Source organism: Flavobacterium sp. LM5, from assembly GCF_002017945.1.
Classification (GTDB): domain Bacteria; phylum Bacteroidota; class Bacteroidia; order Flavobacteriales; family Flavobacteriaceae; genus Flavobacterium; species Flavobacterium succinicans.
This window is the reverse complement of record NZ_MUFX01000004.1, coordinates 171,737-189,959: the sequence shown is the minus strand read 5'-3', so window position 1 is coordinate 189,959 and position 18,223 is coordinate 171,737. Positions and strand designations below refer to the sequence as shown.

The 18,223-nt window shown below is 35.0% G+C and carries 18 protein-coding genes and 1 other RNA gene; 6 read left to right on the top strand and 13 right to left on the bottom strand.

The window, feature by feature from the left end:
• The first annotated feature begins 23 nt into the window (after nt 1-23).
• Both BXU11_RS13060 and BXU11_RS13055 read left to right on the top strand, forming a co-directional pair.
• Nucleotides 24-830 (top strand): DUF3822 family protein, encoded by an 807-nt coding sequence (locus BXU11_RS13060; protein ID WP_078212834.1) that lies wholly within the window; start codon nt 24-26, stop codon nt 828-830.
• Nucleotides 827-1,423 (top strand): RsmD family RNA methyltransferase, encoded by a 597-nt coding sequence (locus BXU11_RS13055; RefSeq protein WP_078212833.1) that lies wholly within the window; start codon nt 827-829, stop codon nt 1,421-1,423. The genes BXU11_RS13060 and BXU11_RS13055 overlap by 4 nt, the downstream gene beginning before the upstream one ends.
• A gap of 43 nt (nt 1,424-1,466) precedes the next feature.
• Here BXU11_RS13055 and rnpB read toward each other — a convergent pair.
• The 5 genes from rnpB to lon form a co-directional block, all read right to left on the bottom strand.
• Nucleotides 1,467-1,786: RNase P RNA component class A (gene rnpB, locus BXU11_RS13050), an RNA gene on the bottom strand.
• Between the two features lie 171 nt (nt 1,787-1,957).
• On the bottom strand, nt 1,958-3,337 hold the full coding sequence (locus BXU11_RS13045; protein ID WP_078212832.1) for a nucleoside permease: 1,380 nt from the start codon (nt 3,335-3,337) through the stop codon (nt 1,958-1,960).
• Between the two features lie 69 nt (nt 3,338-3,406).
• The gene (gene cmk, locus BXU11_RS13040) at nt 3,407-4,102 is read right to left on the bottom strand and encodes a (d)CMP kinase (RefSeq protein WP_078212831.1); all 696 of its coding nucleotides are present in this window, start codon (nt 4,100-4,102) and stop codon (nt 3,407-3,409) included.
• A 264-nt stretch (nt 4,103-4,366) separates the two neighbouring features.
• Nucleotides 4,367-5,386: a type IX secretion system protein PorQ gene (gene porQ, locus BXU11_RS13035; RefSeq protein WP_078212956.1), complete on the bottom strand. Its 1,020-nt coding sequence runs from the start codon at nt 5,384-5,386 to the stop codon at nt 4,367-4,369.
• A 150-nt stretch (nt 5,387-5,536) separates the two neighbouring features.
• On the bottom strand, nt 5,537-7,990 hold the full coding sequence (gene lon, locus BXU11_RS13030; protein ID WP_024979759.1) for an endopeptidase La: 2,454 nt from the start codon (nt 7,988-7,990) through the stop codon (nt 5,537-5,539).
• Nucleotides 7,991-8,454: 464 nt separating this feature from the next.
• Between lon and BXU11_RS13025 the strand changes: the two genes are divergently transcribed.
• From BXU11_RS13025 to BXU11_RS13010, 4 genes are read left to right on the top strand one after another with little or no spacing between them, the layout of a single operon-like run.
• Nucleotides 8,455-9,024 carry an RNA polymerase sigma factor gene (locus BXU11_RS13025; protein WP_078212830.1) on the top strand — a complete coding sequence of 190 codons (570 nt, stop codon included), beginning with the start codon at nt 8,455-8,457 and terminating at the stop codon, nt 9,022-9,024.
• A complete protein-coding gene (locus BXU11_RS13020; RefSeq protein ID WP_078212829.1) occupies nt 9,005-9,550 on the top strand; it encodes a hypothetical protein in 546 nt (181 codons plus the stop codon). The genes BXU11_RS13025 and BXU11_RS13020 overlap by 20 nt, the downstream gene beginning before the upstream one ends.
• Nucleotides 9,534-10,595, top strand: a complete 1,062-nt coding sequence (locus BXU11_RS13015) for a hypothetical protein (protein WP_024979762.1) — start codon at nt 9,534-9,536, stop codon at nt 10,593-10,595. The genes BXU11_RS13020 and BXU11_RS13015 overlap by 17 nt, the downstream gene beginning before the upstream one ends.
• A 16-nt stretch (nt 10,596-10,611) precedes the next feature.
• A complete protein-coding gene (locus tag BXU11_RS13010; RefSeq protein ID WP_078212828.1) occupies nt 10,612-11,349 on the top strand; it encodes a head GIN domain-containing protein in 738 nt (245 codons plus the stop codon).
• Between the two features lie 120 nt (nt 11,350-11,469).
• Here the strand turns inward: BXU11_RS13010 and BXU11_RS13005 are convergent, their stop codons facing one another.
• The 8 genes from BXU11_RS13005 to lpxA all read right to left on the bottom strand — a co-directional run bounded on the left by BXU11_RS13005 (nt 11,470) and on the right by lpxA (nt 18,210).
• The gene (locus tag BXU11_RS13005; RefSeq protein WP_078212955.1) at nt 11,470-12,792 is read right to left on the bottom strand and encodes an MFS transporter; all 1,323 of its coding nucleotides are present in this window, start codon (nt 12,790-12,792) and stop codon (nt 11,470-11,472) included.
• A gap of 129 nt (nt 12,793-12,921) precedes the next feature.
• Complete coding sequence (locus BXU11_RS13000; RefSeq protein WP_078212827.1) at nt 12,922-13,737, bottom strand: M48 family metallopeptidase; 816 nt, start codon at nt 13,735-13,737, stop codon at nt 12,922-12,924.
• Nucleotides 13,738-13,929: 192 nt separating this feature from the next.
• On the bottom strand, nt 13,930-14,352 hold the full coding sequence (locus BXU11_RS12995) for a hypothetical protein (RefSeq protein WP_024979766.1): 423 nt from the start codon (nt 14,350-14,352) through the stop codon (nt 13,930-13,932).
• A gap of 72 nt (nt 14,353-14,424) precedes the next feature.
• Nucleotides 14,425-15,297, bottom strand: a complete 873-nt coding sequence (sucD, locus tag BXU11_RS12990) for a succinate--CoA ligase subunit alpha (protein ID WP_024979767.1) — start codon at nt 15,295-15,297, stop codon at nt 14,425-14,427.
• 85 nt (nt 15,298-15,382) lie between these two features.
• A complete protein-coding gene (locus BXU11_RS12985; protein WP_078212826.1) occupies nt 15,383-15,748 on the bottom strand; it encodes a hypothetical protein in 366 nt (121 codons plus the stop codon).
• A gap of 1 nt (nt 15,749) precedes the next feature.
• Nucleotides 15,750-16,679 carry a UDP-3-O-(3-hydroxymyristoyl)glucosamine N-acyltransferase gene (locus BXU11_RS12980; RefSeq protein ID WP_024979769.1) on the bottom strand — a complete coding sequence of 310 codons (930 nt, stop codon included), beginning with the start codon at nt 16,677-16,679 and terminating at the stop codon, nt 15,750-15,752.
• Between the two features lie 84 nt (nt 16,680-16,763).
• Complete coding sequence (gene efp / locus BXU11_RS12975) at nt 16,764-17,330, bottom strand: elongation factor P (protein WP_024979770.1); 567 nt, start codon at nt 17,328-17,330, stop codon at nt 16,764-16,766.
• 94 nt (nt 17,331-17,424) lie between these two features.
• On the bottom strand, nt 17,425-18,210 hold the full coding sequence (gene lpxA, locus BXU11_RS12970; protein ID WP_024979771.1) for an acyl-ACP--UDP-N-acetylglucosamine O-acyltransferase: 786 nt from the start codon (nt 18,208-18,210) through the stop codon (nt 17,425-17,427).
• Nucleotides 18,211-18,223: the final 13 nt, after the last annotated feature.

Below are 18,223 nucleotides of genomic sequence, written 5' to 3'. Positions count from 1 at the left end.
TGCTAGAGGTCAAAAGCACAAAAATGAGTATAACGGAGAAAAAATATAATAAACTTGCAATTCAAGTATCCTTGACAGGATTATCCTTTTGTTGTTTCGATACCTTAAATGGAAAGATCCTATCTTTTAACGAAGTACTTTTCGATACATTTCACAAGGCGAATAAAATTGAAGAGCTTTTTTCAGATGCTTTTCAACAGTTTCCTGTCTTAAAAGAAACATATGATGAAATCACGGTAATTCACAATAACAGCCTTTCTACTTTTGTTCCAGCACCCTTGTTTGACGAAAATTATTTAGGTAGTTATTTGCAGTACAATACTAAAGTATTTGAAACTGATTTTTTCACCTATGATACCATTGCCAATTACGAAATGAAAACCGTTTATATTCCGTACGTAAATATCAATAATTTTTTTATTGATCAATTTGGTTCGTTTGATTATAAACATGCTAATAGTATTTTGGTAACCAAAATTTTAGAAGCTTCCAAAAATAATGACACCAAGAAAATGGTGATACATTTTAATACCGGCCATTTTGAAATTATTGTGGTGCAAAATCAACAGTTATTACTCTTCAATTCCTTTGATTATACTACACCCGAAGATTTTTTATACTATATACTTTTCACAGCCGAACAACTGAGTTTAAATCCAGAAAATTTCCCATTAGAAATTATTGGAAATATTACTACTGAAAGTTTGTATTATCAAATCGCTTACCAATACGTTAGAAATATCTCTCTTTTTGATGTGAGTGCCTTACAACGAAACAATACTTTTTCAGAAGCTATCAACAGACAACATTTTATACTCTTCAACTCATGAGAATCATTTCAGGAAAATACAAAGGTAGACGCATCTCACCACCAAAGAATCTTCCGGTTCGCCCTACCACAGACATGAGCAAAGAAGCTTTGTTCAATGTCTTGAATAATCATTTCAATTTTGAAGGCTTAAAAGTTTTGGATTTATTTGCAGGCACTGGCAATATCAGCTACGAGTTTGCTTCAAGAGGAAGCGCACCAATTACCTCGGTAGATGGTGACTTTGGATGTGTAAAATTCATCAAGCAAATTACAGCAGAGTTTGATTTTACAATCGCCGCTACAAAAAGTGATGTTTTTAAATTTTTAGAAAATTGCAAAACCAGCTATGATATCATTTTTGCCGATCCTCCATATGGATTGGATCAAGCTACTTTTGAAAAAGTAGTGCTTTTAGTTTTTGAAAATAATTTACTAAACGAAGAAGGCATGATGGTTATTGAGCATTCAAAATACACCAAAATGTCGCACTTGGATAATTTTTCGTTTCAAAAAAGTTATGGCGGTTCTTTTTTTAGTTTTTTTGAATTCAACAATACCGATGAAGAAGAAGAATTAGAAGGTGATTTTGATGTAACCGATTCGGAAGAATAAAAAAAGAGCGTCTTTGGTAAAACAAAGGCTTTTTTTTTTTGAAAAAAAATGCAGACCTATAAGCCGGATTCTGTATTTCGATTACTCGAAACCCTTATCATTTATCTAGACTTACAATTACTCATAAGTTCAAGCTATCTACCCTTCAGCAACGAACGAGAAGCCCTTAAATGCTGATATACTTGATATTTCACCGCATAGAGTTTACCTGGTTTCACTACAGCATTACCTGTACATACTTTCTGTTGCACTTGTCCTAATCCCAACGAATTGGAACCGACGGGAATTACCCGCTATGCTACTCTGTGGTGTCCGGACTTTCCTCCCTTCCAAAAACGGAACGACGATAAGGCGGTCTGCGGTGCAAAAGTAACTTTTTTAAACCATTTTTCAAGATTAAAATGACTTTAATCCCAATTACAATAAGACTATTTCATGAAGACTGAAAGGATAAAAATAGTTTACTTTATTATTCAAATCAAAAAAAAATCTAACTAGGTTTTACACTAGTTAGATTTTGAATGATCTTTTTTTTTATGAATGCTTAACCGCTTCGACTTCATTGGGATGATGCTCATGTTTGAACAATATCGCAAAAGCAATAGCGATTACTAATGAATAAATAGCAAAAGCCAACCAGATTGTATGCCAATCTTTCATCAATATTGCAGAATCAAAGATCCCATTTTCAGTGATCTTCTTGCCTTGACTTTCAATAAAACCAAGCATTTTTGGATTAGAAGTTTCAGTTTCTAAAAAAACGGCTAAATCGCTAGTACTTTTGAATGACTTCGTGAAAAATTGATCAATCGCCCAACCTGAAGTAAAACTTCCTAAAACCGCACCAATACCGTTGGTCATCATCATAAACAATCCTTGAGCAGAAGAACGGTTTTTTGAATCGGTATTGGTTTCTACGAACAAAGAACCTGAAATATTGAAAAAATCAAATGCCATTCCATAGACTACGCATGAAAGAATTATCATCCACAATCCATTTACAGGATCACCAAAAGCAAATAATCCAAAACGAAGTACCCACGCCAACATACTAATCAGCATGACCTGTTTGATACCAAAACGTTTCAAAAAGAACGGAATAGCCAAAATAAATAAAGTTTCCGAAATTTGAGAAATCGACATAATAATAGTAGAATATTCCACTACAAACGAATCAGCATATTTTGGGAAATGTTTAAATTCATCTAAAAACACATCACCATAAGCGTTCGTCAATTGTAACGCAGCTCCCAAAAACATAGAAAAAATAAAAAACAAAGCCATCTTGTAATTGGCAAAAAGCTTAAAAGATTCTAAGCCCATCAATTCCATGAACGATGCATTTTCTTTTAGTAAATTTTGAGGTTTACATTTAGGCAACGAAAAAGAATACAGTCCCAAACAAATCGCTGCAATTCCTGCTATATAAAACTGATTAGCCGAAGCTTTATTGTCAGTTAGATTAGTAATCCACATTGCGGCTATAAATCCTACAGTTCCAAACACACGAATTGGCGGAAAATCTTTCACTACATCGCAATTGTTTAATTTAAGGGCGTTGTAAGAAATCGAATTACTCAAGGCAATTGTTGGCATATAACAACACATCGCCAAAAGCATCACATAAATAAAATTGTCTGGAGTAGTAATCTGTGGCAAGTAAAACAAGACTAAAGCATATAAAATATGCAAAATGCCATACAACTTTTCTGCATTTACAAATCGATCTGCTATAATTCCTGATAACGTTGGCATGAACAAAGAGGCAATCCCCATTGTACTAAAAACCAATCCAAATTGGGTACCATCCCATTGTTTTGTGCCAAACCAAAAATTGGCAATAGTGATAAGCCAAGCTCCCCAAACAAAAAATTGTAGGAAACTCATGATAATCAATCTAATTTTAATTCCCATAGAGTCGAATTGAAGTAGTAAAAAAAATAAGCAGTAAACTTACTATTTTAAATAGGTATTTACAAAAAATTAAACCGCTTTAATCGCATCTTGAACCAAATCAAATACAATGTCAAACTGCTCTTTTTTATTTAAATAGGAATTGTCAATTTCTATGGCGTCTTCCGCTATGACCAATGGCGAATCTTCGCGGTGCGTATCAATATGATCGCGTTCCATTACATTATGCAGCACGGCTTCATAACTCACTTCATCTCCTTTTTCTTTCAATTCATCAAAACGACGTTGCGCCCTAGTTTCGGCACTAGCAGTCATAAAAATCTTCAATTCAGCCTCTGGAAAAACAACCGTTCCAATGTCACGACCGTCCATAACAATGCCTTTGTTTTTGCCCATTTCCTGTTGCTGTTCTACTAATTTTGATCGCACTTCCGAAACTTCAGCTACTTTACTCACAAAATTTGAAACGGTAATGGTACGTATTTCATTTTCTACGTTTTTTTGGTTCAAAAACATCTCGGCATATCCAAGCGTCTCATTGAATTGAAACGATAATTGAATACTAGGTATGGCCGCAATTAAAGCTGCTTTGTCAAAATTTTCTTCAGTAATCAAACCGTTTTGCATGGCAAAGTACGCCACGGCTCGGTACATAGCGCCAGTATCTACATAAATATAGCCTAATTCTTTCGCTAATTGTTTGGCCAAAGTACTTTTCCCAGTAGAGGAAAAGCCATCAATAGCAATGGTGATTTTTGTGTTCAAAATGAAAATAATTTATGATAATCTTTCCTGTTGGATAGGATTACGAATTTATAAAATAAAGATCTTTAAGTAAGTGCGCTTTTTTTTTCAGGAACAGCAACTCTGGGCATTTTTAATAAACAGGGTTCCCGCTATCCGCTATATCTTTGTTTTTTTTTGCAAAAAAAACAAAGGATGCCGCTGCTATCGGGGTTAAAGAGCCACAATGGTCTTTATTAACCATCAATCATAACTAAAAAAATAGGCTGCAAAGTTAACAAACTCTTATTGCAAGTTCAAAGACAAACCAAACAAACTTGTGTTGGCCGCCAAAGTATATCGTGAATACGAATAATTAAAAGTCAATCGATTCATCTTTAATCCAAACCCAACCGATAGCCCTGAAAAATGCCGTTGATCAACCACACGCAATTCTTCCGAACGACGAAAATTATACCCCAAACGCACATTAAATTTTCTTCTAGGAAACAGCTCCACACCAAAAATAACATGACGCAACGCATTATTAAAAAATGAAACCTTTTCAGCGGTTACCGTGCCATCGATGGAGGTCTCTCCTCGAACCGGATTTGAAAAAGCAATATTCCATTGTTGCAAATTCTCTAAAGTCAAGTGCCATCGAATGGGTACATTGTCCAATTCTTGCGAAACCCCAAACATAATTTCTAAAGGCAATGGCTCACGAAGCCCTGAATAGGTGGTGAATTGTGTTCCAATATTTCGAATCACTAACGCCCAATTCACATCATTTGGCTCGTCTATGTACATTATTCCAAGATCTAGCGCGCCACCCAATGAATTATAATTTTCTAATACAGATGAAATTACTTTGACATTGGCACCAAGATGCAAGTTAGTATAAGGAACCGTATAGGCATAACCCAAGGAAACGGCTACTTCGCTACCAGTAAATGAACTCGTAGCCAAGCCATTTTCGTCATACCCTTCAAATTGTCCATAATTAATGTAATTAACACCCGCATGAAATGTTTGCAAATGCTGATCATAGGTATAAGCGTACGATGCCGTGCCATAACTCACTTCACCAAAGTAACTACCGTAGTTCAAAGCCAACTGATTGTGCATTTCTGGATTAATCGAAGCCGGATTAAAATGTACCTGATTCACATCGTCGTCATAAATTGTAACGGTTTTTCCACCTAAAGCTGCTTGACGTGGAGAAGTCATCAAATTCAAAAACTGATAGGTATACCTTCCTCCTATTTGCCCAAAAACAGGCAAACTAAGTAAAATGACGAGTAAAACGATCTGCTTTTTTATGATCCTCAAAATGGCATTTTTTTGATTAACTAAAACGACAAAACGAAGATAAAATTATATCCAACATAAATATGCTTTTCTTTATAAAAAAAGAAATTCCAAATCCCTAAACTGATGCACAGCAGGAATTTGGAATTACTATAATTCTTGGCTTTATTTTAGCTCTTTAGCGTTTTTAACTTTCTGATCCGTAATAGCGATGGCTAAAACTTCGCTCATTTCTTTTACGTAATGAAACGTCAAACCTTCAAGGTATTCTGCTTTTATTTCATCAATATCGCTTTTGTTCTCATGACAAAGAATAATCTCTTTTATGTTGGCTCTTTTAGCTGCCAAGATTTTTTCTTTGATTCCGCCTACTGGTAATACTTTACCACGTAAGGTGATTTCACCTGTCATGGCCAAATTTTTCTTCACGCGCTTTTGCGTAAATAACGATACTAAAGAAGTTAACATTGCGATACCTGCACTTGGACCATCTTTTGGTGTTGCTCCTTCGGGAACATGAAGATGGATGTTGTATTTGGCAATAATTTCAGGATTCAACCCTAATAACTCGGCATTGGCTTTAATGTATTCTAATGCTATGGTAGCAGATTCTTTCATGACTGTGCCCAAATTTCCAGTAATGGTCATGTTTCCTTTTCCAGCAGAAATCAACGATTCAATAAAAAGAATATCACCACCTACACTTGTCCAAGCCAAACCAGTAACTACACCAGCCACATCGTTGCTTTCGTACTTGTCGCGTTCTAATCTTGGAACACCGAGTACCGCAATAATATCTTCGTCGGTTACTTTTTTGTTGTACTCCTCCTCCATCGCTACACATTTGGCAGCGTTACGAACTATTTGTGCAATTTTATTTTCTAAGCCACGAACACCAGATTCTCTAGTGTAGCCTTCAATAATTTTTTCTAATTGTTTTTTACCAATAGTTAAATCTTTGCTGGTTAAACCATGAGCGGTTAATTGCTTTCCAAACAAATGTTTCTTGGCAATTTCAACCTTCTCTTCAATGGTATAGCCGGACATTTTGATCACTTCCATACGGTCACGTAAGGCAGGCTGAATCGCCGACATGTTATTGGATGTTGCCAAAAACATAACTTTAGACAAATCATAGCCCATTTCTAGGAAATTGTCATAAAATGCATTGTTTTGTTCTGGATCTAACACTTCTAGCAAAGCCGAAGATGGGTCTCCGTTATGACTACTAGACAATTTGTCAATTTCGTCTAACACAAATACAGGGTTAGACGTTCCCGCTTTTTTCAAGCTCTGAATGATACGACCTGGCATGGCTCCAATATAGGTTTTACGGTGGCCACGAATTTCTGCTTCGTCACGTAAACCGCCTAAAGAAATACGAACATATTCTCTTCCTAAAGCCTCAGCAACCGAACGCCCAATAGAAGTTTTACCAACACCCGGAGGGCCTGTCAAACAAATAATTGGCGACTTCATGTCATTTCTTAGTTTAAGTACAGCCAAGTGTTCGATCATTCTTTTTTTGACTTCTTCTAAGCCAAAATGATCTTTATCTAATACTTTTTGAGCGTGTTTTAAATCGAAATTATCTTTGGAGAATTCGCCCCAAGGTAATTCCAAAAACAACTCTAAATAGTTGCGTTGAATACCAAAATCAGGAGCCTGTGGGTTCATGCGACGCATTTTAGACAACTCTTTTTCAAAATGTTGTTGTGTTTTTTCGTCCCACTTTTTGGTTTTGGCTTTCTGACTCATTTCGTCCATTTCTTCTTCCTGTGAAACGCCACCCAATTCTTCTTGAATGGTTTTCATTTGTTGATGTAAGAAATATTCGCGTTGTTGTTGATCTAAATCAAAACGAACTTTGGACTGAATATCGTTTTTAAGCTCTAATTTTTGAAACTCAATATTCATGAATTTCAAAGTAGCTAAAGCTCTCTCTTTTAATCCATTGATTGCTAGTAGATCTTGCTTTTCTTTAACTGAAAGATTCATGTTTGAGGAAACAAAATTCACTAAAAAAGAGTGGCTTTCTATGTTTTTGATTGCAAAAGTAGCCTCAGTTGGAATGTTGGGACTTTCTTGAATGATTTGAATGGCCAATTCCTTGATCGAATCGATGATGGCTGAAAACTCAGAATCATTTTTTCGAGGTTTTTTCTCTGCTACTTCTTTAATTGTAGCAGTAAGATAAGGCTGCTCGGTTACCACTTCGTCAATTTCGAAACGTTTTTTACCCTGTAAAATAACAGTTACATTACCATCAGGCATTTTAAGAACGCGTAGAATTCTTGCTACAGTTCCAATTTTATTAATGTCATTTTTGGTGGGATCCTCGTCGGCTTCATTAATTTGTGCTACTACTCCAATCACTTTACCCGAAGCGTTTGCATCGTTGATTAATTTGATCGACTTGTCGCGTCCAGCTGAAATAGGAATCACAACGCCTGGAAACAATACGGTATTGCGCAAAGGCAAAATGGGTAATGTTTCGGGTAATGATTCGTTGTTCATTTCCTCTTCGTCCTCGGGGGTTAAAAGTGGAATTAAATCGGATTCGGAATCAAATTCTTGAAGTGACAAGTTGTCAATTGTAAGTATTTTATGGTTTGACATATCGTTATTAAGTCATTTTGTCATTAAATGAAAAATCATGTAATGCAAAGTTAATGATTTATACTTTTTATTTATCTAGAATTCAGTACTTAACCTATAGTGTTGGGTACTAATCTTAATAATAAAGACAATCTTTGTGCCACTCTTGTCAAACGAAAAATGAGCTTCTTTATTTTTGAAGATGACAATAAATCAAGACTATTGCTGCTTCGTAGCCCTGATGGAAGTGGCATCCTTTTTTTGGCTACGAAAGCGATTAGCTGAAGTAGCCAAAAAAAGATACAACGAACAGCAGGACGATGTAGATAAATACTCCAAATGTTTCTGCTCCAAAATTTTAGTTGCCTATATCCAAGAATTGAGCGGATAAAAAAAGGAATATTATTGATATCTTTAAAATACTTTTGACCAAACTGTAACACTAGGCCAATACCACCGTCTTTACTAAAAACATAACTAGCTACTTGTCTTACCAAACATTACATATCGAAGCATTGGTGCTACTTTGCCAACAACAAAACCAAAAGGCTCAATTTGAGGTCTACAGCAGGTATAGTAAGGCCATGTACAATGTGGCGTTTCGTATGGTAAAAGATGCGCATTTTGCCGAGGATGTAATGCAAGAAAGTTTTTTGAAAGCGTTTACCAAAATTGATTCGTATAAAAAAGAAGTGGCTTTTGGTGCATGGTTAAAACGCATCGTAATCAATTATAGTATTGATTTTTGTAAAAAGAATAACAAACTCAAAGTGGATGATTTCGAGAAAAACCTTTACATAATTGAAGATAAAGAGACCGAATTTACCGAAACTTTCAACTTTGAAACCTTAAAAGTAAAAGAAGTTTTACTGGCTATACAGTCATTAAAAAGCAGTTATAGTACAGTTTTGACTTTGTTTTACATTGAAGGGTACGATCAAGAAGAAATTAGTGAAATCCTAAAAATAAGTTATGCGAATTGTAGAACGACTTTGAGCAGAGCCAAGGAAAGTTTAAGAACGAAATTATGTGACTATGAAAAACGAATGGGATAGATTAGAGGAATGGTTGACCAGCAAGGATACGACATGGGATATTGAGGAGACACCACAAAATCATGAGTATCGTTTTATGCAGAAACTAGAAAACAGAATTGTAAAACGTAAAAAAAGAAACCTATATACCGCAATTGGAATTGCAGCTACGGTTGTGTTGATGTTTAGCGTGTCTTTCTTTTTTAAGCCTGAGGCGAAGGCTAACCATTTGAATTTTGCATCGGTGGAAACCAAACAAACGGATTCTATTTTTACGGTTATGATCCAACAAGAATTGAACAAGCTAAAAGAAATTAAATCACCAAAAAAACAAAAGATGGTTTCTGATGCCCTACTGCAAATGAGAAAGTTGGAGAGCGATTACCAAAAAATAACCGAAGAAATTGCTGCTAATGGAGAAAACAAACAACTTATCTATGCGATGATTAGCAACTTACAAGTTCGCATTTCTTTTTTACAAAACGTATTGAATCAAATTGAAGCTACAGAACAACTTAACAGCATAACTGATGAAAAAACTTTATAAAACAATCTTACTATTTTTCCTTTTTCCATGGCTTTGTTTGGCGAATGAAAGCATCATTATTTCCAAGCAAAAAAACATCAAAAAAGCGTTTATTGTCAATGCTGACGCTGGAATTGATATCACAAATTCGTATGGAACCGTTTTTGTAACCACTTGGAACGAAGATAAAATAGAATTGGATATTTTGATCAAAGTTACTGGCGACAGTGAAAATTGGGTCAATCAACGCTTGAACGACATTACCGTTGATATCAATGCGCTAAAATCATTGGTGACGGCAAAAACACAAATTCAGAACAACAATTATCGTTCAAAAGGAAGAAATAATAGTTTTGAAATCAATTATATCATCAAAATTCCGAAGAATGGAAGTGTAATTCTTGATAATAAATACGGGAACATTACTACTTCTGATTTATATGCGCCTACCACAATTACTTGTAAGTATGGTAAAATTAATTTAGGAAAATTGAATCATCCTAGAAATACGATCACTATAGAATATTGTTCCAATTCCACCATTGGTTTTATGAAAAATGGTCTGGTGACTGCTCGATATTCAGGATTAACTATTGATGCGCTGTCGAAAATTGAATTGCTTTCAGATTATACAGATACCTCAATTGGCGATGCCAATGATATAAAATACACTAGTAAATACGGCACCGTAAAAATTAAAGAAACCAACACTCTTGAAGGAATAGGAAATTACTTAACCATAAAAGTAGGTACCGTGAATCAACAACTTAAGCTGAATACCAAATTTAGTAGTATTGATATTGGAGTATTACAACCTAATGTGCAATCCGTATGGATAAATGCGGGTTATACAGGTGTGAAAGTTGGTTTTAATCCCAATTTCATCTTTGATTTTGAAGTTAGTTTGCGTTATGCCGATTTTAAATATGACAGTGAATTAGAGTTTTCAACTAAAGCCGAAACTAATTACAGCAAAAGCTACAACGGCTTTTACAAGAAAAGAGGAGCAAACTCATTGGTCATCAACTCAGAATATGGTAATGTATCGTTAACAAAAAAACTATAACTAAAAATATAATCTTATGAAAAATCTAACTATTACCAGTGCAATACTCCTTTCTTTGAGCGGGTTCTTCTCTTACGGACAATGGAATAATGGGAAACAAATTAAAGGCAACGGCAATGAAATCACAGAAACCAGAACCACCACAACGTATGACGGTATAAAAATTTCAGGTTTTTTTGATGTAGACTTAGTAGCAGGAAAAGAAGGAAGCATCACCATCAAAGGAGAGCAAAACATTTTGGACTATATTGATGTGGAAGTGGTAGACAACGTATTAAAAATTGGTACAGAAAAAGGATATTATTTTAAAACTTCCACAGGAAAGTCAGTACACATAACAATTCCTTTTGAATCCATCAGTTCGCTAGTTTTGAGTGGTTCAGGTGACATTATTAGTAAAAACATCATTAAAGCTGATGCATTTGATGCCAAACTTTCAGGATCTGGAGATTTAAAATTAATGGTGGATACGCAAAAATTCAACATGAGTTTGAGTGGATCAGGCGATATAATTTTAAAGGGAACAACAGACGATTTTATAAGCAGTATATCGGGTTCCGGAGATATTAATGCCTCTGATTTAAAGTCAAAAACTGTGAATGTAAGCATCTCTGGATCTGGGGACACCAAAGTAAATTGCTCCGAAAGTTTGTATGCTAGAATTTCTGGTTCAGGCGATATTGTATACTATGGAAATCCAGCAAAAAAGGACACCAAAGTGGTTGGCTCTGGTGAAATTTCAAGAGGAATGTAGTTTTTAATGTTGTTGTTGAAAAGGAGTAAAAAATCCAACAATTAGCAATTAAAAATAAAGGATAGAGTACTTGGGTATCATTTATTACCAATTCATTAAAACACTAAGCGTCTTAAAAAATTAAGACGCTTTTTTTGGAGGTACGCGTTTCAATAAAAATAGGGCTATAAAGAAAAATAAAGCCAAGAAAACAATTGCAAATCTTGGACTTCCAGTGATTTGATCAATTAAACCATACACACACATTCCGATTACAATGCCTACTTTTTCGGCTACGTCATAAAAACTAAAAAAGGAAGCCGTATCTGTGGTTTCAGGTAAATATTTAGAATAAGTGGATCTTGATAAAGCTTGAATACCTCCCATTACTAATCCAACAAAGGCGGCCATGATATAAAATTGTATCGGTAAGGTTATAAAAATAACCCCTAGACAAAGTAAAAACCAAAAACTATTGATGACAAGTAATGTTTTTATGTTGCCAAATTTTTCTGAAGCTTTGGAGGTCAAATAAGCGCCCAAAACCGCTACTAATTGGATCACCAAGATACAAATGATTAGTCCTGTAGTACTATCGCTTTTAGACTCCCACTCAATTTCTTGAGCTCCAAAATAAGTTGCTACTAGCATAGCGGTTTGTACGGCCATACTTGACACAAAAAATGCATACAAATAGCGTTTCAAAGGCAAATTATCCTTTAAAATTTGACTAACTTTTTTTAATTCTTTAAAACCTTGAAATAAAACATCTTTATGTATGGGTTTTGTAGATTTTTTAGTGCCTTTTGGCAAAAAGTAATAGGTGTATTGACTGAATACAATCCACCAAACACCCACCAATACAAAGGAATAACGCATAGCTTTCATGGCAGCTTCTCCTTCAGTACCAGAAATGCCAAACATTTTTGGTTTCATAATCATGGCTAGGTTGAGGATTAACAAAAGAACACTACCAATATAACCCAAAGAATAACCTTTGGCACTTATAGCGTCTTGTTGGTCTTCAAGAGCAATATCAGGCAAATAGGAATTGTAAAAAACCAAGCTTCCCCAATAGCCAATCAAACCTAAAAAATAAAATAACAATCCGCTGTATATGGTTTCCAATGAAAACCAGTACAAACCCATACAAGAAAGAGAGCCTAAGTAGCAAAAAAACTTCATAAAACTTTTTTTGTTTCCTACATAATCGGCAATACCAGATAAAAATGGAGAAATGATGGCCACTACCAAAAATGCGAAAGCCGTAATAAAACTGATAAGCGCTGAATTTTTTAAATTCATTCCAAAAACAGTAATATAAAGCCCTTTGTCTATAAACAAAGCCCCGTAAAAAATAGGAAATACCGCCGAAGCGATGGTTAGCGTATACACTGAATTGGCCCAATCATAAAATGCCCAAGCGTTTAATAGTTTTTTATCTCCTTTTGATAAGTTTGCCATAATAATCAAATTCATTATTTGCAGTAAAAGTATCTTTTTTCTTCAATTTAAAAAACAGATTCACTTTAAATAATTGCAACAAAAAAGCCAAGTTAAGTACTTGGCGTTTATGAGAGCTAGCCCTTCTTTTTAATATATTTTGCCAAATTTTGCGGCTATGGCTTTCGCTTCTGGTATCAAACTTTGCAAATTGGCAACTCTGGTCGCATCAGCTGGATGCGTACTCATAAATTCGGGTTGTGCTTGGCCTCCCGATTGAGCGGACATTCTTTTCCAAAAAGCAATGGCTTCTTGTGGATTATAACCAGCAATAGCCATTAAAATTAATCCTATTTTATCGGCTTCACTTTCATGAGCACGACTAAAAGGCAGCATCACTCCTACTTGCGATCCTACTCCATATAATTGTTGCCACAAATTTCGATTTTGCTCAGATTGACCTCCCGTTGCTACGGCTACGCCAAGAGCACCGTAGCCTTGTAATTTTGCTGCACTCATACGTTGTGCACCATGATTGGCTAAGGCATGTGATACCTCATGTGCCATTACAGTGGCTAATCCAGCATCGTTTTGGGTAACAGGCAAAATACCTGTATATACTACAATTTTACCGCCAGGCAAGCACCAAGCATTTACAGCTTTATCATCTATTAATTTGTACTCCCAACGGTAGTCTGTCAAGTATTGATTTTGTCCTATGGAATTCAGATATTTTTCTGCGGCTTCTTTTATTCTAATACCAATACTTTCTACCCTTTTGGCATCTGTAGTTCCTTGCACTACTTTGTTTTCTTTCAGAAATTGTCCGTATTGTTGGAATGACGCTGGGAACAGTTCACTGTTAGTCACTAAATTTAATGTTTTTTTTCCTGTCATAGGATTTGTAGCACAAGCACTACAAACCAATGCTAGAAGAGTGCTCAAGTAAAAAAAATAATTTTTCATGATGTAAAATTCATTTAGCTAAGAATAAAATTAATATAATTTTCCATTAATTCAAGCTTGTAAACCAAGAGAGAATTTCTTTAAATTAGAAAAAACTAATAACTGACTAAAACTATCAGATTAAAAAAAATCCCATAGTTTAATGTACTATGAGATTTGATTATTATAAAAACAAGATGTATCCTATTTTTATTAAAAAGCAACGTTCCATCTAGGTAATTTACCACTTTTATCTAAAAAGCTTTGCAAAATTTGTCCTTCTACGCTTGTAGGAATTGCTTTTGTAGTACTGTTAAATGTTTCGTACCAAACTACTTCAATAGCAGTAATACCCTCTAACTTCATTTGTGCAGGCCATGAGTACTTTCTGCCCGTTTTAGCAAACTGATGTCCTTCGACAATTTTTTCTGCTAAACCACCTTTTTTAATCTTTAAAGTACCATCATTCTGCACGGTTCCTGATGAACCTACCATAATTAGTTCTCTGTCCGAAGTAAGATCAAACACTAAAAACACACCACATCCTTCTGTTGCGTTGCATACTTGCTCTAAACTATCTTCTGGAGAGAAGTTAAAACTATTGGTTACCGAAAACTTTTCTAATTCTTTATTCATGACTTTAAATTTAAACAAAATGCCTCACAAAATCGTGAGGCATTTTGGGATTTATAATTGTAGCTTCAGGAATTAACCTAAAACCTCTTTAACTTTTTTACCAATTTCTGCTGGAGAATCTACAACGTGAATTCCGTTATCTCTCATAATTTGTTTTTTCGCTTCGGCAGTATCATCAGATCCACCAACAATAGCACCTGCATGTCCCATTGTACGACCTGCTGGAGCAGTAACTCCTGCAATGAAACCTACAACTGGTTTGCGGTTACCATCCGCTTTGATCCATTTAGCAGCGTCTGCTTCTAATTGACCTCCAATTTCACCAATCATTACAATACATTCAGTTTCAGGATCGTTCATTAACAATTCTACCGCTTCTTTTGTAGTAGTTCCAATGATTGGATCTCCACCAATACCGATCGCTGTAGTGATTCCTAAGCCTTGTTTTACAACTTGATCAGCAGCTTCGTAAGTTAATGTTCCCGATTTAGAAACAATACCAACAGTACCTTTTTTGAAAACAAAGCCTGGCATAATACCTACTTTAGCCTCACCTGGTGTGATTACTCCTGGGCAGTTTGGTCCAATCAATCTTGCGCTTCTTTCTTTAACATAAGCATTTGCTTTGATCATATCGGCCACTGGAATACCTTCGGTGATAGCGATAATTACTTTAATACCAGCATCAGCTGCTTCCATAATGGCATCGGCAGCAAAAGCGGGTGGTACAAAAATGATCGTAGTATCAGCACCTGCCTGCTCTACCGCATCTTTTACTGTGTTAAAAACAGGTAAATCTAAATGTGTAGTCCCTCCTTTTCCTGGAGTCACTCCTCCTACAACATTTGTTCCATATTCAATCATTTGAGAAGCGTGAAATGTTCCTTCGCTTCCTGTAAAACCTTGAACAATAATTTTAGAATCTTTATTAACTAAAACACTCATGATATATATTTTATGTAGTTTTTTAAAAAAAATGCATTGCAAAAGTAAGATTTCTGAGATTAAATCAAAGTCATTTATTAACAAATTATTTAGAAATTTGACTCATTTGATATCCTCTATATAATTTATCTTCTTTGATTTGCCAAAATACCGTAAAATTAGCCAATAGTAGCTCCTCTCTTGGGTTTTCAACTGTCTTTACAAAATGTGCATAACGTACAGCTATCAAGTCTTCTTCTTCAATAATATGACTAATTCTGACTTTAGACCGTACATACGCTTTTTGAAGTTGTGTTGTATAGTGTAGTAAAGCTTGGTAATCCATTTGAATATTTCCTTCAGAAGATTGCCAATCTAAAATGATGTTAGGATGAATGAATTCTTTTAAAACCGCACTATCAATGAGTGCATCAGATTTATAAAAAGCAATAACAAATTCTTTTGTAGTCATACTATTTTAGTTTATCTAAAATTTCAGGAATTTTTTTGATATTGGCCAATTGCTTTAATTTTTCTCTAGATTCTTGAATGGGTGTTCCAAAATATGTTTTTCCTCCTGCTACTGATTTAGTCACACCCGTTTGTCCCATGACAACGGCTTTGGTTCCAATGGTTATTCCGCTAGTTGTACCTACTTGACCCCATAAAGTAACTTCATCTTCAATGATAACACAACCAGCAATACCGGTCTGTGAAGCAATCAAACATTTCTTTCCAATTACAGTATCATGACCTACATGTACTTGATTGTCAATTTTGGTACCTGCTCCTATTGTGGTATCTCCCGTAACACCTTTGTCAATAGTACAAAGCGCACCGATTCCCACATTATCTTCGATTATTACACGACCTCCAGAACGCAATTGATCAAAACCACTTTCGCGTTTTTTGTAATAAAAAGCATCCGCTCCTAAAACCGTTCCTGCATGTATAATTACATTGTCTCCAATTACCGTATGATCATAAATAGCCACGTTGGCATGAATTACACAATTGTCACCTATGGTCACGTGGTTACCCACAAATACATTGGGTTGAATAATAGTATTTAGACCTATCTTGGCTGTTGGACTAATAGAAAGACTACAAGATTCAAAAGGTTTAAAATGTTGTGTCAACGTATTAAAATCCCTAAATGGATCATCAGAAATCAATAATGCTTTTCCTTCTGGGCAAACTACTTCCTTGTTTATTAGAATAATGGTTGCAGCTGATTGCAGTGCTTTATCATAATATTTGGGATGATCTACAAAAACGATATCGCCTGGAGTTACTACATGAATCTCATTTAATCCTAATACAGGAAAATCTGGATCTCCAACATATGGGCAATTTAGTAAGGACGCAATAGAAGCTAGGGAGTATTCTTTATGAAATTTCATAGTTTATTATTCGTTTTTTTTATTCGTTTTCAGTCACAGTAACGGAGCAATACGCCGCATACTGTGACTGAAATTAAATAAAAACTATTCTTTTACACGCTCCATGTATGAACTTGTAGCGGTATCGATTTTGATTTTGTCTCCTTCGTTAATAAAAAGAGGAACGTTAATTGTTGCTCCAGTTTCAACTGTAGCAGGTTTTGTAGCATTAGTTGCAGTGTTTCCTTTTACACCTGGTTCAGTATATGTTACTTCCAATACTACAGAAGGTGCCATATCTACTGAAAGAGGCAAATCTGTTTCAGTATTGATCTGAATCATTACATTTTCTCCTTCTTTCAATAAATCTGGAGCGTCTAATACATTTCGGTTTAAAGTAATTTGTTCGAAAGATTCAGCATTCATAAAGTGAAACTCATTTCCTTCTGGATATAAAAACTGAAAAGTATGCGTTTCTACACGTACTACATCAATTTTGTGTCCTGCAGAAAAGGTATTATCTAATACTTTTCCGTTGGTTACTGACTTTAATTTTGTTCTTACAAAAGCTGGACCTTTCCCGGGTTTTACGTGAAGAAATTCGATAATTTTATAAATATCGTGGTTGTGCTTAATACAAAGTCCGTTTTTAATATCTGAAGTTGATGCCATTATTTTTTCTGTTTTAATTTAAATATTTTTCACTTAACTGTTTGTTTCTGGTTTTGTAAAAATGAAATAGAAAACAAACCGTTTTTTTTACCTTTTAATAATTTCCTGAATATCCTTTCATAATTCCTCTTGAAGAATTACGAATAAAATCAATAATTTCATCACGCTCAGGTGTAGCTTCCATTTCGGCTTCAATAATGCCTAATGCCTGAGTAGTATTGTAATTTTTTTGATATAAAATTCTATAAATATCTTGAATTTCTTTGATTTTTTCGGTAGAAAATCCTCTTCTTCTCAATCCCACGGAATTGATTCCAACATACGAAAGAGGTTCTTTTGCTGCTTTTGTAAAAGGAGGCACATCCTTTCTGACCAATGATCCACCTGAAACCATGGCATGATCACCAATATGAATGAATTGATGTATTGCTGCTAAACCGCCTATTACGGCATAATTACCAACTACAACATGCCCTGCTAATGCTACTCCATTCACTATAATAGCATTGTCGCCAATATGACAATCGTGAGCGATGTGAGCCGTAGCCATTACTAGACAATTTTTACCTAAAATTGTTTGTCCTGACGCCACCGTTCCTCGGTTGATTGTTACGCATTCTCTGATAGTACAATTGTCACCAATGATTGCTAATGAATCTTCACCACCAAATTTTAAATCTTGTGGAACGGCAGATATTACAGCTCCTGGAAAAATATTACAATTTTTACCAATTCGAGCGCCTTCCATAATAGTTACGTTTGAACCAATCCAGGTTCCATCACCAATTACTACATTATTATGAATGGTTGTAAAAGGTTCAATTACTACATTTTTGGCGATTTTGGCACCTGGATGTACATATGCTAAAGGTTGATTCATTGTTTTTGTTTAA